Source organism: Chromobacterium sphagni (assembly GCF_001855575.1).
GTDB lineage: Bacteria > Pseudomonadota > Gammaproteobacteria > Burkholderiales > Chromobacteriaceae > Chromobacterium > Chromobacterium sphagni.
In genome coordinates, this window is record NZ_MKCS01000001.1 from 490,290 (window position 1) to 504,249 (window position 13,960).

The following is a 13,960-nucleotide window of genomic DNA, read 5'->3' on the forward strand; positions in this document are numbered from 1 at the left end:
CGGGTCGCCGGGCGGGCAATTCATCCTGGCGTTGGATGGCCAAGCCGATTGTCTGTCTTGAGTGCGCGACCATATACTCCATGGCCAGCGCAAAGAGAGGGCATCCCGTTTGCATGGCGCAAGTATGCGTATGCCAACCTTTTGCTAAGCCAAAGATTGTCGCGGTGAAAACGAAAATGCATCTATTGATTGTTGAGGATGACTTGGACCTGGGGCGGGCTTTACAGGCCGCGTTGAAAGCCGAAGCGGTGACGACCGAGTGGGTGCGGAAGCTGGCGGATGCGGATGCCTTGTTCGAGCCGGACCGGTTCGATTGCGTATTGCTGGACTTGGGCCTGCCGGACGGCAGCGGCTTGGCATTGTTGCGCGCCTGGCGGGCCAGGCAGATCGCCGTGCCGGTGATCATGATCACGGCCAGCGCCGATTTGAACGATAAATTGGCGGGTTTGGACGATGGCGCCGATGATTATCTGTGCAAGCCGTTCGCGGTGTCGGAAATGGTGTCGAGAGTGCGGGCGGTATGCCGCCGCAGCGCCCGCCAGGCCAGCGAAGTCTGGAGCCTGGGCGCGCTGAGCCTCAAACCCCGCGTGCACTTGGCTTGGCTGGACGGCCTGGCGTTGGACTTGTCGCCTCGCGAATTCCGTTTGCTGGTGGAACTGGCGCGCGACCCTGGCCGCATCGTGTCGAAAACGGTGCTGGGGCAACGCCTGGAGCCGCTTGGCGATATTGTCGATGGCGCGACGATAGAGGTGCACTTGTCCAATCTGCGCCGCAAGATAGGCGCCGAACGCATCCGCACCGTGCGCGGCGTGGGCTATCAATATGTGGTTTAAGCGGCTGGCGGATGGTTTGGCGCCGTCGTTGACGAGGCGGGTCTTGCTGGCTTTGTTGCTGGCTTTCGCCTTGATATGGCTGGTGCTGGTCGGGCGGGAATACCATGAGTCGCGGTCATCGGAATCCCGCCGCCAAGTTTTGTGGAAAGTGGCCGATCTGCTTTCCGTGGTGCTGTCGCCCGGCGGAATGGAGCGCAATCGGCAAGCCTTGGAGACGGCGGATCGTTTGTTCAACGCATCGCGGCGCATCAACGTGGCTGCCAAGGTCGAGGTCGATTACCCGGGCGATTTATTGATTTCCGCGCGCACGCGGCAAGGCAAGCGGATCTACGCTTCGCCGGGCATCCCGGCCATCGCGCTGCCGGCGCGCGATTTGAATAAGGGCGTGGTGCAGCTGCAAGGAAAAGCGTATCGGGTGGCGGAGCGTCTCTATCCCGCTGGATATTTGACTGTGTTCGAACCGCTGATTCCAGACGAGGAAGTACTGCCTTTCATCACTAAGCAATATATCGCGCCCCTGGCCATCTCCTTTTCGTTGATCCTGCTGCCGCTGTGGCTCGCCATTTCGCGCGGCTTGCTGCCGCTGAGGCGTTTGGCCGATTATCTGAACCGTCGCGCCTCCGATGATTTTTCTCCTTTGTCCATGCGCTTGCCCTACCGTGAGTTGAAGCCGATTGTCGAGGCGCTGGATCAGTTGCTGAGGCGCAGCCGCGACAGCATCGCTCGCGAACGCGCCATCGTGCAGGATGCCGCCCATGAGATGCGCACGCCATTGGCCGTGATTTCCACGCAGGCGCATGCTTTGGCCCGCGAGGAGGATGCCGAAGCCAGGCAGCAAAACCTGGCCGCTTTGGAGCAGGCGGTGGCACGCCATTCCCATTTGGTGCAGCAGCTGTTGCGGCTGGCGGCGCTGGAAGGCGTGGAGAGCGAGCGCCGGCAACAGGTCGATCTGGTCGAGGTGACGCGCAATGCCTTGATCGGCTTGTCGCCGCGGGCGGAAGAAAAGGGCATGGAGCTGGAGCTGGACTCGCCAGATGGCTTGCTGGCCAGCCTGGCCTTGGTTTCCTTCCTCTCGATTGTGGACAATTTATTGTCCAATGCGGTGGCGTATGGCCGCGCCGGCGGTCGCGTCCAGGTGCGCCTTGCCGCCGCTGATGGATGGATAGAGTTGGCGGTGGCGGATGACGGGCCTGGCATCGCCGTCGACGACAAACCGCATCTGTTCGAGCGCTTTTACCGGGGCAAGACGGCATCTGCGCCAGGTTCCGGCCTGGGGCTCGCCATTGTTTGGCAGGCGGTGCGGGCGCAGGGTGGCCGCATCCGGATCACGGAGGGGCTGGAAGGCCGGGGCGTGGCGTTTCATGTCAGCCTGCCCTGGTTGTCGCCAAGTTAGATGCTTTGCCACGGTTGTGCGGGCGCCAGAGGGCCCTTTTTTTTACGATTAAATTCTACAATTTGTCTAAAAAATAAAGTTAGACATATCTTGTGACGAATTTGACACAGATTTTTCCTGTCAAATTTGACCTTGTGTCTCATGTTTGAGTAGTCTGGTTCAAAACATGCTGCAGGAGCACATTGATGCAAGTGGATATTGAACGACTGGTCGCGGACTTCGGCGGGCCGAGCCATCTGGCCGACGAACTGAACCGTCTGTTCCCCGACGAGCCGGTGAGCCGCGCAGCGATATACAAATGGAGGGAACGCGGCAGCCTGCCGCTGGTGCAGCTCAGCCGCCTGGCGCAGCTGGCCGCAGGACAGGGCAGGCGCTTTGATTTCAACGACTATCTGGTCGGCGAGCCGGCACAGGGAGCTGGGAGAACTATCAGCATGGGTGACCGTCTTTACATCTTCGACACCACCTTGCGCGACGGCGAGCAATCGCCGGGCGCCTCGATGACCAAGGAAGAAAAGATCCGCATCGCGCGCCAGCTGGAGCGGCTGGGCGTGGACATCATCGAGGCCGGCTTTGCCGCCGCCAGCCCCGGCGACTTCGACGCCATCCGTTCGATTGCCGAAACGATCAAGGAATCCACCGTCTGTAGCCTGGCCCGCGCCAACGAGCGCGACGTGCGGGCCGCCGGCGAGGCGATCAAGCCGGCGGTCCGCGGCCGCATCCACACTTTCATCGCCACCAGCCCGATCCACATGGAGAAGAAGCTGCGGATGAGCCCGGACGAGGTGGTGGAGGCGGCGGTGAAGGCGGTGAAGATCGCCCGCGAATACACCGACGACGTCGAGTTCTCCGCCGAGGACGCGCTGCGTTCCGACATCGATTTCCTCGCCCGCATCTTCGGCGCGGTGATCGAGGCCGGCGCCACCACCTTGAATGTGCCCGACACCGTGGGCTACGCGGTGCCGCGTCTGACCGAGGCCTTCTTCCGCGAGTTGATCGCCCGCACACCCGGCGGCGACAAGGTGGTGTGGTCCGCCCACTGCCACAACGATCTGGGCATGGCGGTGGCCAACAGCCTGGCGGCGGTGCTGGGCGGCGCGCGCCAGGTGGAGTGCACCATCAACGGCTTGGGCGAACGCGCCGGCAACGCCAGCCTGGAAGAGATCGTGATGGCGGTGAAGACCCGTCGCGACGTGTTCGGCGTCGACAGCATGGTCGACGCCACCCAGATCGTGCCGGCGTCCAAGCTGGTGTCCACCGTCACCGGCTACCCGGTGCAGCCCAACAAGGCCATCGTCGGCGCCAACGCCTTCGCCCACGAATCCGGCATCCATCAGGACGGCGTGCTCAAGCACCGCGAAACCTACGAAATCATGTCGGCCGAGTCGGTGGGCTGGAGCGCCAACCGGCTGACGCTGGGCAAGTTGTCCGGCCGCAACGCGTTCAAGACCAAATTGGCCGAACTGGGCATCGTGCTGGACAGCGAGGAGGCGCTCAACGCCGCCTTCGCCCGCTTCAAGGAGCTGGCCGACAAGAAGCGCGAAATCTTCGACGAAGACCTGCACGCGCTGGTGTCTGACGAGATGGTAGCCGACCACGAGGCCTATAAGCTGGTGTCGTTGCAAGTGGCCACCGAAACCGGCGAGCCGCCGCTGGCGCGCATCGTGTTCGCCGAGCGCGGCCATGAGGTGAGGGCCGAATCCAGCGGTTCCGGCCCGGTGGACGCGGCGTTCAAGGCGATAGAGAGCGTGGCGAACAGCGGCGCCGAGCTGCAGTTGTACTCGGTCAACGCCATCACCAAGGGCACTGAGTCCCAAGGCGAAGTCACCGTGCGCTTGGAGTTGGACGGCCGCATCGTCAATGGCCAGGGCGCCGACACCGACATCATCGTCGCCAGCGCCAAGGCCTATTTGTCGGCGCTGAACAAGCTCAGCAGCGAGGTGAAGGTGCACGCCCAGGCCATCGTCTGATTTTTCGATTTCCCGGCGCGGCGGCGCGGTCCGGGGGAGGCGGCAAGGTTTTCCATCCCGTTCTTGTCGTTGCGCCCACCGGCCCGCCCGCCTAACCGAAAGGCTTTCACTCCATCCCGCGTGAAATCCGCAGGCCCATCCGGCCAAACCATTGCGCCCACGCTCACAAGGCAGACGGCACAACGCCGACCCACGAGGTCGGCGTTGCCACGTCGCGGCGCTGCGGCTTCAGGTTGCCAACACGGGCTGGGCCGTCTGCAGCAGCTTGCGGTAGCCGGCCATCTTCACCCAATGCATCAGCCACAACACGAGGGCGGGGATGAAAGCAATCAGATTGGCGTAAGGCACGAAACACAACGCCAGCAGGATCACCAGCGCCAGGCTGATGCCGGCGGCGCCGTCGCCCGCTAGCCCGCGTTGCGCCAGCTCCCGCTTCAGCGCGCGGGACAGCAGGATGATGTAGACCATGTACCAGATCGCGCCGACGAAGGGAATCAGCGCCAGCCAGATCAGGCCGCCGGCCAGCGGCCGGTTGATCTCGCTCACCGAGTCCATAGTCTGGTGCAGGGTCAGGTAATAGAAGATGCCGACTGCCAGCGCCAGCGCGCCGATCACCACCAGCACCATGATGCCCATGCCGCCCAGCGCGGCGGCGGCTTCGCTTTCACTCATGGTTTGCTCCTCCTCGGGGTTGGGAGCTTGATTCTGGCATGGCGGTTGCGTTGTTTCTTGTGGCCAACCCCAGCATTTATGCCACTTCACAGCCGTTATTTCACCATTCTCCACGATGCGCCGCGGATGCCGGCGCTCGTGACAGCATGCGCGCTCTGGTGTAGAACTGCGGCTGTTTGGCCATTTTCACTCCGGCATGTCGATGCCGGCGTTTTTGCACAGGAAGCCACCGCCATGAAGCAGGGATTTTTCATTACCGGCACCGACACCGAGATCGGCAAGACTCACGCCGCGGTCGCCTTGATCCATCACCACCGCCAGCAAGGCCGCGGGGTGCTGGCGATGAAGCCGGTGGCGTCCGGCTGCGAAATCCTGGCCGACGGCAGCTGGCTCAACGACGATGTGGCCCGGCTCGCCGCCGCCAGCGGTCAGACCGATCTGGAGCTGATGAACCCCTACCGCTTCCTGCCACCGGTGTCGCCGCACATCGCGGCGCGCCAGGCCGGGGTGGAGATCGACCTGAAAGTGATCCAAGAACATTGCGACCGCTTGCAGGCACAGGCCGACGTTCTGCTGGTGGAGGGAGCGGGAGGCTGGCTGGCGCCGCTGTCGGACAGCCTGTTCATGGCCGATCTGGCGCAGGCGCTGGCCTTGCCGGTGATCCTGGTGGTGGGCATGCGGCTGGGTTGCATCAATCACGCGCTGCTCACGGCGCGGGCGGTGCTTGACAGCGGCTTGCCGCTGGCCGGCTGGGTGGCCAACTGCGCGCAGCCGCCGCAGGCGGCCTATGCGGAGAATCTGGCTACGCTGCAACGCCACATCCCGGCGCCGCTGCTGCTGGAGATTCCCCACCAGCCTTGAGTCTGTGCGGTGCCGGGAACATCCGCGCCGTTTGCCTGACAGATGCTGGGGGGGCATCCGTTGCCCCGCATCCGATCATCCAGTCAGGGAAAGATATGAAAAAACTGTCATGCGCGGCGGCCGGTTTGCTGGCCGCCGTTTGCGTCGCCGGGCCGGTGCAGGCCAAAACCATCTGTACGGCGCTGGCCGACGCCGATACCGGCGACATCCTGCTGCGGCAGGGCAATTGCAGCGAGCGCGTCACGCCGGCCTCCACTTTCAAGATTCCGCTGGCGGTGATGGGCTACGATTCGGGCTTCCTCAAGGACGCGCACGCGCCGGCGCTGCCGTTCCGCCAGGGCTATGTGGACTGGGGCGGCGACAACTGGCGCCAGAGCACCGATCCGACGCGCTGGCTGAAATATTCGGTGGTGTGGTATTCGCAGCAGATCGCCCATCAGCTCGGCGCTGACACGCTGAGCCGCTATGCCCGGGCCTTCGGCTACGGCAACGCCGATTTCGCCGGCGACCCTGGCAAGAATAACGGTTTGGAGCGGGCCTGGATCGGCTCCTCGCTGAAGGTTTCACCGCTTGAGCAGTTGGCCTTCCTGGGCAAGTTGCTGAAGGACCGGCTGCCGGCATCGCCGCAGGCGCAGCAAATGACGCGCCGCATTGTCGAACAGACCGCCTTGCCCGGCGGCTGGACGGTGCACGGCAAGACTGGCATGGCCTACCCGCTGCTGCGCGACGGCGCGCAGGACCAAGAGCATCCCTATGGCTGGTTCGTCGGCTGGGCGGAGCGGGGCGAGCGCCGGCTGGTGTTCGCCCGTTTGATCCAGGACGACAGGAAAGAGCCCGGCACCGCCGGCGTGCGCTCGCGCGAGGCCTTTCTGAAGGAGCTGCCGGCGCTGGCGGCCGGTTTGCCGCGCTGAACGCTCAATGCTCCATCAGGGCGTTGGCCAGCGCCATGAACGGCACTTGTTCGTGAGGATGCAGCTTGTCGATGCGCAGGGCGATCTGGCGCGCCAGGTTGCGCAGCCGCCAGCGGGTTTCGCCGATGACGCACCAGAGCTCGCGCTGCAGCTCGTCGTCTTTCTGGTCGTGCGGCAGCTCCCCGGCTCCGGTACTGGAAATGGCACGCTGTATGGTGTTGAAGCGCTGCATGCTGCCATCCAGCAGCTTGCGCGCCGGCGGGGACTGGCCGATGTCCAGTTCCGCCATCGCCCAGAAGCGCTGGGTCAGCCGGCCTATCTGCTGCAACAGTCGCTGCACTTGCTTGGACAGGTCGGGTACGTTCACCGGCGGCGGCGGCAGGTGCTTGCTGCTGAGCCGGTTGATCCGGCATAGCGTGGACACGATGTCGTAATCGAATTCGCCCGGCAGGATTTTCAGCGCGATGTCTATCCGCTGCGGGAAGAACGGCTGGCGGCCGAGCAACTGGCAGATGGTGTCGGCCAGCATCAGGACCTGGCCGCCCGGGTTCAGCTTGTCGCCCTGCGCGCTCAGCGGGTAGCCGCTGCCGTCCAGCCGTTCGTGGTGCTGCAGCACCGCCAGCGCTACCGGCCGCGGCTGTTCCAGCTCGCCCAGCGCCAGCAGCAGCTGGCAGCCCAGCACCGGGTGGTTGACGACGTGGCGCCACTCCTCCGGTTGCAAGGTGTGCTCGGCGGCCAGGTAGGCCGGGTCGATGTAAAGCTCGCCTATGTCGTGCAGCAGCGCGGCCAGCGCGACCTGCTGCTGCTCCTGCGGCGACAGGTTGAGATGGCGTGCCAGTCCAATGGACAGCAGGCAGACGCGCAGCGCGTGGTCCAGTTCGCCGCGTTGGTGCATGATGGCCAGCCAGATGGCGATGGCGCCCTTCAGCGGCAGCAGCTTCAGAATGGCGATGCTGAGGCCGCACTCGTCGGCTTGGCCGAGCAGCGCCTGCAGGAAGCGCGACTCCTGCAGCAGCAGCCGGCTGCGCTGCGGCAGCAGCAGGCGCGGTTCGAACGCGTCTATCCGCAGCAGCTTTTCCAACGGCTGCTTCAGCCGGCGCTGTGCCAGCATTGTTTTCCAGCTGGCATCAGGCATGTCGCCGGCAGGCAGCAGTACGCGTCCTTCCTGATCCAGCGCGTCCTCGATCAGAACCGGCCGATAATCGTCCCGCAGCGCCAGCAAGTGGTCGAGCCAGTGGGGGTTGACCGTGGTGAAGTCGTGGTCGCTCATCGGTGGCGGGCATTCGAAAAAGGGCGGGGCGTTTTTCAGTTAAGGCGATCTGGCCGCGCATGCAAGCCGCTGGTCCGCACTTATCCTGATGTCTCGCTCTGCTACGCCGCATCATGACACCTTCTTGTTTTTCCCCGCCGAACTCCTACGATGAAAGCATGCCGGCTCCAGCCGGCGGCTGTGCATGCATTTCATTGTGTCGGTCATTTGACCACTAGGGGGCGACATGGCTTGTTTGCGCATTCTGTGCTGTTTGCTGCTGGCGGTGGGAAGCGCGTCGGCGGCGGAGTTCAACCTGCAGACGCCGGTTACCCCGCTGGCGCGCACCGAATATCATCTCCACACCCTGCTGTTGATCATCACCGGCGTCATCTTCGTCGTGGTGTTCCTGGTGATGCTGTACGCCATCGTCCGCCACCGCAAGTCGGCCGGCCACGAGGCCAAGCAGTTTCATGAAAACACCACGGTGGAGATCATCTGGACTGTGGTGCCGCTGCTGATCCTGATCCTGATCGCCCTGCCCGCCACCCGCGCGGTGCTGGCGCAGAAGGGCACCCGCAGCGAGGACATGACCATCAAGGTCACCGGCTACCAGTGGAAGTGGCGCTACGACTATCTGGACGACAATTTCGGCTTCGTCAGCCACTTGTCCACGCCGCGGGAGGCGATCGAGGGCAAGATCGCCAAGCCGGCGAATTATCTGCTGGAGGTGGACGAGCCGCTGGTGGTGCCCACCAACCGCAAGATCCGCCTGCTGCTGACCGCCAACGACGTCATCCACTCCTGGTGGGTGCCGCAGCTGGGCGTCAAGCAGGACGCCGTTCCCGGTTTCCTGCGCGACAGCTGGATGCTGATCGAGCAACCGGGCACCTACCGCGGCCAGTGCTCCGAGCTGTGCGGCAAAGACCACGGCTTCATGCCCATCGTGGTGGTGGCCAAGTCGCCGGACGACTACGCCAAGTGGCGCGACGCCAAGATCAAGCAAATGGCCGCCAGCGCCGACGATCCCAACAAGGTGTGGCAGCTGGCCGACCTGAAGGCCCGCGGCGAAAAGATCTACACCCAGAACTGCATACCCTGCCACCAGGCCAACGGCAAGGGCATACCCGGCACCTTCCCGGCGCTGGATGGCTCGCCTATCGCCACCGGCGACAAGGCGGCGCATATCGAGATCGTGCTATTCGGCGGCAAGAAGAATCCGGCGATGGCGGCCTGGGGCAAACAGTTGTCCGATACCGACATCGCGGCGGTGGTCACCTACGAGCGCAACAGCTGGGGCAACCATACCGGCCAGGCGGTGCAGCCCAAGGAAATCAAGGCTGCGCGCGGCAAGGCGGCATAAGGAGACGTCATGGCAATTGCAGAAACCACCCACGCCGGCGGCGCCCACCACGGCAAGCCACACGGCATCATGCGCTGGCTGATGGCCACCAACCACAAGGACATCGGCACGATGTACCTATGGTTCTCCTTCACCATGTTCCTGTCCGGCGGCGTGCTGGCCTTGTGCATTCGCGCCGAGCTGTTTAGCCCCGGCCTGCGCTTCTTCCAGCCGGAGCTGTTCAACCAGTTGACCACGCTGCATGGCCTGATCATGGTGTTCGGCGCCATCATGCCGGCCTTCACCGGCATGGCCAACTGGATGCTGCCGTTGATGATAGGCGCGCCAGACATGGCATTCGCGCGGATGAACAACTGGAGCTTCTGGCTGCTGCCGCCGGCGGCCTTGCTGCTGCTGCTGTCGTTCGCGGTGCCGGGCGGCGCGGCGGCCGCCGGCTGGACGCTGTACGCTCCGCTGTCCACCCAGATGGGGGTGGGCATGGACATGACCATCTTCGCCATCCACATCCTGGGGATCAGCTCCATCATGGGCTCGATCAACATCATCGTCACCATTCTCAATCTGCGGGCGCCGGGGATGACGATGATGAAGATGCCGATGTTCGCCTGGGCGTCGCTGATCACCGCCTACCTGATCATCGCGGTGATGCCGGTGCTGGCCGGCGCGGTGACCATGGTGCTGGCCGACCGCCATTTCGGCAGCCACTTCTTCAATGCCGCCGGCGGCGGCGATCCCATCCTGTACCAGCACGTGTTCTGGTTCTTCGGCCACCCCGAAGTCTACATCATGGCGTTGCCGGCTTTCGGCATCGTCAGCCAGGTGATTCCCACCTTCGCCAGGAAACCGCTGTTTGGCTACACCTCGATGGTCTACGCCACCAGTTCCATCGGCGTGCTGTCCTTCATGGTGTGGGCGCACCACATGTTCGCCACCGGCATGCCGGCCACCGCCCAGCTGTTCTTCATGTACGCGACGATGCTGATCGCGGTGCCCACCGGGGTAAAAGTATTCAACTGGATCGCCACCATGTGGGAAGGCAGCATGACCTTCGAGACGCCGATGCTGTTCTCCATCGGCTTCATCCTGCTGTTCACCATCGGCGGCCTGTCCGGCATCACCCTGAGCGTGGCGGCGGTGGACATCCAGCTGCACGCCAGCTACTACGTGGTGGCGCATTTTCATTACGTGCTGGTGGCCGGGGCCTTGTTCAGCCTGTTCTCCGCCATCTACTACTGGTTTCCCAAGATGAGCGGACGGATGTACAACGAGAAGCTGGGGAAATTCCATTTCTGGTGGTCGATGATCTGGTTCAACGTCACCTTCTTCCCGATGCACTTCCTGGGACTGGCCGGCATGCCGCGCCGGATCCCCGACTACGCGCTGCAGTTCACCGAGTTCAACCAGATAGCCAGCGTCGGCGCCTTCATGTTCGGCTTGGGGCAGCTGATTTTCCTCTACAACATCCTGCATTCGCTGCGGCATGGGGCCATCGCTCCGCAACGGCCATGGGAGGGGGCGAACACGCTGGAGTGGGAGCTGCCGACCCCGGCGCCCTACCACAGCTTCGAGCAGGCGCCGAAGCTGGAGGTGGGAGAGAACGGTGTGATCCTGTCCTGCCGGCAGGACGGCGGCTCGCACCCACATTGAGGATTGCGCGATGGACATGGCCAGGATGCAGCAACGCAATCTACGCCTGATGGGGCGGCTGATGGTGATTGCCGCGCTGATGTTCGGCGTCGCCTGGGGCATGATCCCCTTGTACCGGATCGTTTGCGAACAGACCGGCCTGAACGACGTGGTGAAGGCGGATGAACTGGCCAAGGATGATCTGGTGGCCGGCGGCGGCGAAGTAAGCATGACTTTCGACTCCACCGTGCAGGCTGGGCTGCCATGGCAGGTGAAGCCGCTGACCACCCACCTTAAGGTCAGGCCCGGCACCTTCGTCCAAGTGCAATACCAGATCACAAATGCCAGTTCGCGCGCGGTGGTGGGGCAGGCGCTGCCGCGCTATCTGCCCGGCGAGGCGGCCCAGTACGTGAAGAAGCTGGAATGCTTCTGCTTCACCCAGCAGCGCTTCCTGCCCGGTCAGACCCGCACCTTCCCGGTGGTATTCGTGATAGACAAGGCGCTGCCGGCCTCCATCACCAGCATCACGCTGGCTTATACGGTGTTCGACGTGCCCGGCCAGGGAGGAGGGGCGTCATGAGCTGGGGACAGGGGGTCAGGGCGGTGCTGGGGGCCTTCATCGGGGTGCGCAAGGGTTCCGCGGCCCGAGTGGATCAGATATTGAAGCCGTGGCAGTTGATCGCAACCGCCTTTCTGCTGATGGCGGGTTTGATCGCGCTGCTGTTGTTGGTGGTGACCTGGGTGACCAGCTAGGAGAGAGGCATGGCAACTGAGCAAATGGAGTCTGTCGCCGATCAGGACCGGTACTTTGTGCCGCCGCCGTCGCGCTGGCCCGCGGTGGGCGCGGTGGCGCTGTTCTGCATCGGTCTGGGGGCGGCGTTCGCGGTCAACGGCATGCTGCTGGGCAAGCTGTCGCTGGGGCTGGGCTTCCTGATCCTGGTGTTCATGCTGGTGGGCTGGTTCGGAGACGTGATCCGCGAAAGCCGGCTCGGGGTGTATCTGGGGCGCGAGGACATGTCCTTCCGCTGGGGGATGGGCTGGTTCATCTTTTCCGAAGTGATGTTCTTCGGCGCCTTCTTCGGCGTGCTGTTCTGGGTGCGCACGGTGTCGGTGCCGTTGTTGGGCTCGCTGGACTACAAGATGCTCTACCCGGATTTCGAGGCATCCTGGCCGTTGTCGACCGGCCCCGGCATCAGCCAAGCCTACCAGGCGATGGAGGCCTGGGGGCTACCGGCGCTCAACACGCTGATCCTGCTCAGCTCCGGCGCCACCGTCACCTGGGCGCATTGGGGCTTGCTGCAGGGCAAGCGCGGACAACTGAAGATGGGTTTGCTGTTGACGGTTCTGCTGGGATTCACTTTCCTGACCTTGCAGATGCACGAATACGGCCACGCCTTCTCGGTGCTGCACCTGACTTTGGGCTCGGGAGCCTACGGCATGACCTTCTACATGCTGACCGGCTTCCATGGCCTGCATGTGCTGCTGGGCTCAATCATCCTGCTGGTGGTGTGGCTGCGCAGCTTGAATGGGCATTTCGACGCCAGCCAGCATTTCGCTTTCGAGGCGGCAAGCTGGTACTGGCATTTCGTCGATGTGGTATGGCTGCTGTTGTTCATTTTCGTCTACTGGCTATGAACCGCATGGAGCCTTCAAACCTGGTGCGGGCGCCACCAACCGAACAGCGCGCCCAGCAGTAGTAGCAGAAACAGGCCGATAGAGAGGCCGACCCGCAGGGTCAGCGACCTGACCAGACGTTGAGAACCATGCTCCGCCTTGAGCAGTCCGGTCAACCCCCAGAACAGCGCCAGGACGATACAGGCCAGCAAGAACAGGATGACGAGTTTCATGACCGTATCCTCCACACATTCCGATTCGGAAAAAAAGCAGGCCAGACCAGGGTGGCAGCGGCTGCTATGGCTGTTTCTGCTGCTGATCACGCTGTTGCCTTATGCCTTGGCAGTATGGCAGTGGCAACGGGGTCAAGACAAGGAGCTGCTGCTGCGCTCGCTGACCAGCGCGATGAGCACGGCGCCGGTGGGTTTGGTGTACCGCGAGGTGGAGCCGCCGCCGGAGTTCACCCGGGTGAGGCTGATCCAGGGCGAGCCGGCCGGGCCGCTGCTGGAGTTGCGCAACAGCTATCTGGGCGGCCAGAGCGGCCGCCGCATCCTGCAGCCCTGGCGCCAGGGGCCGGACCGGTCTCTGATCCTGCTGGATCTGGGCTGGCTGGTGGATGGCGCCAGGGTGCCGGACTTCAAGCCCGAGCAGATCCAGCCGCAAGGCTACCGGATGCCGACCCCCCATCACTTTGTCCTGTCCGGCGCGGTCATGGGCGTGGCGGGGCCGGTGGACGAAGTGGACGAGGCCGCGCTGCGCCGCCGTTATCCCGGGCGCTGGTTCCAGGGCGTGGTGGTGCTGGAAAACTCGCCCGATCCGCTGCTGCACTGGCCTGTGGTCCCGGAATTCATGCCGGACCGGCACTATGCCTATGCCATCCAGTGGCTGCTGCTGGGCTTTTGCCTGACCGCCCTGAGCTGGCTGATGTGGAGGCGCAGACATGAAATCCATTAGGCGCGGGCAAAAGGTGTTGATCGCGATGGGCCTGCTGTGCCTGGCGCCGGTGCTGGCGGCGTGGCTGGCCTATGCGCTGCTGCCGCCGGGAGGCGGGCGCAGCTACGGCCAGCTCTTGCCGACCCACCCCTTTGCCGCGGCCGGCCGGCCGGAATGGCCGCGTGGCAAGTGGGTGCTGGCTTCGGTGCTGGGGGCGGATTGTCACAACCGCTGCCAGCAGCGCTGGTATGCGATGCGGCAGATCGAGCGGGCCCAGGGCGAGGCGGCGGTTCGGCTGACCCGGGTGGCGTTGCTGGTGTCGGCGCGGCCGGCGGCGGTGGATGTGCCGCATCAGCTGCCCCATGTCGCCGACCATGCGCTGCCGGCGGGCAACCAGGGCTTCTATCTGGTGGACCCCTTGGGCAATCAGGTGATGTTCTACCAGGACGGCACCGATCCGCGGCGCATCATCGACGAAGTGGCGAAGGTGTTGAAGGTGAACAACGGTTTGGGCTGAGCCGGCGGCTGACCGGCG

The 13,960-nt window shown here is 64.0% G+C and carries 15 protein-coding genes; 12 read left to right on the forward strand and 3 right to left on the reverse strand.

The annotated features are described in order from the left end of the window. The first annotated feature begins 176 nt into the window (after positions 1–176). From BI347_RS02370 to BI347_RS02380, 3 genes are all read left to right on the forward strand, one after another. Positions 177–833, forward strand: a complete 657-nt coding sequence (locus BI347_RS02370) for a response regulator (protein WP_071111402.1) — start codon at positions 177–179, stop codon at positions 831–833. Further along, a complete protein-coding gene (locus BI347_RS02375) occupies positions 823–2,226 on the forward strand; it encodes a HAMP domain-containing sensor histidine kinase (protein WP_071115213.1) in 1,404 nt (467 codons plus the stop codon). Before BI347_RS02370 ends, BI347_RS02375 begins: the two co-directional genes overlap by 11 nt. A 185-nt stretch (positions 2,227–2,411) precedes the next feature. Beyond that, the gene (locus BI347_RS02380) at positions 2,412–4,196 is read left to right on the forward strand and encodes a 2-isopropylmalate synthase (protein ID WP_071115214.1); all 1,785 of its coding nucleotides are present in this window, start codon (positions 2,412–2,414) and stop codon (positions 4,194–4,196) included. A gap of 228 nt (positions 4,197–4,424) precedes the next feature. On the opposite strand, the gene BI347_RS02385 is transcribed toward BI347_RS02380, so the two are convergent. Next, entirely contained in the window at positions 4,425–4,868 is a 444-nt protein-coding gene (locus tag BI347_RS02385) for a hypothetical protein (RefSeq protein ID WP_071111399.1), read from the reverse strand. A gap of 234 nt (positions 4,869–5,102) precedes the next feature. Here BI347_RS02385 and bioD point away from each other — a divergent pair, with 234 nt between their 5' ends. Beyond that, a complete protein-coding gene (gene bioD, locus BI347_RS02390) occupies positions 5,103–5,729 on the forward strand; it encodes a dethiobiotin synthase (protein ID WP_071111398.1) in 627 nt (208 codons plus the stop codon). A gap of 95 nt (positions 5,730–5,824) precedes the next feature. Beyond that, positions 5,825–6,640, forward strand: a complete 816-nt coding sequence (blaOXA, locus tag BI347_RS02395; RefSeq protein WP_071111397.1) for a class D beta-lactamase — start codon at positions 5,825–5,827, stop codon at positions 6,638–6,640. Between the two features lie 4 nt (positions 6,641–6,644). On the opposite strand, the gene BI347_RS02400 is transcribed toward blaOXA, so the two are convergent. Continuing rightward, complete coding sequence (locus tag BI347_RS02400; protein ID WP_071115215.1) at positions 6,645–7,910, reverse strand: HD-GYP domain-containing protein; 1,266 nt, start codon at positions 7,908–7,910, stop codon at positions 6,645–6,647. Positions 7,911–8,136: 226 nt separating this feature from the next. Here BI347_RS02400 and coxB point away from each other — a divergent pair, with 226 nt between their 5' ends. Genes coxB through BI347_RS02420 form a run of 5 tightly spaced genes read left to right on the forward strand, consistent with a single transcriptional unit; the run spans position 8,137 to position 12,513 of the window. Continuing rightward, positions 8,137–9,252 (forward strand): cytochrome c oxidase subunit II, encoded by a 1,116-nt coding sequence (gene coxB, locus BI347_RS02405; RefSeq protein ID WP_071111394.1) that lies wholly within the window; start codon positions 8,137–8,139, stop codon positions 9,250–9,252. Positions 9,253–9,261: 9 nt separating this feature from the next. After that, positions 9,262–10,899: a cytochrome c oxidase subunit I gene (ctaD, locus tag BI347_RS02410; protein WP_071111393.1), complete on the forward strand. Its 1,638-nt coding sequence runs from the start codon at positions 9,262–9,264 to the stop codon at positions 10,897–10,899. Positions 10,900–10,909: 10 nt separating this feature from the next. Continuing rightward, entirely contained in the window at positions 10,910–11,458 is a 549-nt protein-coding gene (locus tag BI347_RS02415; protein WP_083338643.1) for a cytochrome c oxidase assembly protein, read from the forward strand. Continuing rightward, positions 11,455–11,631 (forward strand): DUF2970 domain-containing protein, encoded by a 177-nt coding sequence (locus tag BI347_RS22435; protein ID WP_083338644.1) that lies wholly within the window; start codon positions 11,455–11,457, stop codon positions 11,629–11,631. Before BI347_RS02415 ends, BI347_RS22435 begins: the two co-directional genes overlap by 4 nt. A gap of 9 nt (positions 11,632–11,640) precedes the next feature. Further along, positions 11,641–12,513: a cytochrome c oxidase subunit 3 gene (locus BI347_RS02420; protein ID WP_338032369.1), complete on the forward strand. Its 873-nt coding sequence runs from the start codon at positions 11,641–11,643 to the stop codon at positions 12,511–12,513. A 14-nt stretch (positions 12,514–12,527) separates the two neighbouring features. On the opposite strand, the gene BI347_RS02425 is transcribed toward BI347_RS02420, so the two are convergent. Beyond that, a complete protein-coding gene (locus tag BI347_RS02425) occupies positions 12,528–12,725 on the reverse strand; it encodes a DUF2909 family protein (RefSeq protein ID WP_071111391.1) in 198 nt (65 codons plus the stop codon). On the opposite strand from BI347_RS02425, the gene BI347_RS02430 reads away from it, so the two are divergent. Both BI347_RS02430 and BI347_RS02435 read left to right on the forward strand, forming a co-directional pair. Next, positions 12,724–13,446, forward strand: coding sequence for an SURF1 family protein (locus BI347_RS02430; protein WP_158020706.1), 723 nt, complete (start codon positions 12,724–12,726; stop codon positions 13,444–13,446). The genes BI347_RS02425 and BI347_RS02430 overlap by 2 nt on opposite strands. After that, positions 13,433–13,942 carry a hypothetical protein gene (locus BI347_RS02435; protein ID WP_071115217.1) on the forward strand — a complete coding sequence of 170 codons (510 nt, stop codon included), beginning with the start codon at positions 13,433–13,435 and terminating at the stop codon, positions 13,940–13,942. The genes BI347_RS02430 and BI347_RS02435 overlap by 14 nt, the downstream gene beginning before the upstream one ends. The last annotated feature ends 18 nt before the right edge of the window (positions 13,943–13,960 follow it).

Coding starts and splice junctions, on each gene's coding strand:
- BI347_RS02380 (WP_071115214.1), top strand. CDS start 2,412: ATGCAAGTGGATATTGAACGACTGGTCGCGGACTTCGGCGGGCCGAGC.
- ctaD (WP_071111393.1), top strand. CDS start 9,262: ATGGCAATTGCAGAAACCACCCACGCCGGCGGCGCCCACCACGGCAAG.
- BI347_RS02435 (WP_071115217.1), top strand. CDS start 13,433: ATGAAATCCATTAGGCGCGGGCAAAAGGTGTTGATCGCGATGGGCCTG.
- blaOXA (WP_071111397.1), top strand. CDS start 5,825: ATGAAAAAACTGTCATGCGCGGCGGCCGGTTTGCTGGCCGCCGTTTGC.
- coxB (WP_071111394.1), top strand. CDS start 8,137: ATGGCTTGTTTGCGCATTCTGTGCTGTTTGCTGCTGGCGGTGGGAAGC.
- BI347_RS02415 (WP_083338643.1), top strand. CDS start 10,910: ATGGACATGGCCAGGATGCAGCAACGCAATCTACGCCTGATGGGGCGG.
- BI347_RS02375 (WP_071115213.1), top strand. CDS start 823: ATGTGGTTTAAGCGGCTGGCGGATGGTTTGGCGCCGTCGTTGACGAGG.
- BI347_RS02400 (WP_071115215.1), bottom strand. CDS start 7,910: ATGAGCGACCACGACTTCACCACGGTCAACCCCCACTGGCTCGACCAC.
- BI347_RS22435 (WP_083338644.1), top strand. CDS start 11,455: ATGAGCTGGGGACAGGGGGTCAGGGCGGTGCTGGGGGCCTTCATCGGG.
- bioD (WP_071111398.1), top strand. CDS start 5,103: ATGAAGCAGGGATTTTTCATTACCGGCACCGACACCGAGATCGGCAAG.
- BI347_RS02425 (WP_071111391.1), bottom strand. CDS start 12,725: ATGAAACTCGTCATCCTGTTCTTGCTGGCCTGTATCGTCCTGGCGCTG.
- BI347_RS02430 (WP_158020706.1), top strand. CDS start 12,724: ATGACCGTATCCTCCACACATTCCGATTCGGAAAAAAAGCAGGCCAGA.
- BI347_RS02385 (WP_071111399.1), bottom strand. CDS start 4,868: ATGAGTGAAAGCGAAGCCGCCGCCGCGCTGGGCGGCATGGGCATCATG.
- BI347_RS02370 (WP_071111402.1), top strand. CDS start 177: ATGCATCTATTGATTGTTGAGGATGACTTGGACCTGGGGCGGGCTTTA.
- BI347_RS02420 (WP_338032369.1), top strand. CDS start 11,641: ATGGCAACTGAGCAAATGGAGTCTGTCGCCGATCAGGACCGGTACTTT.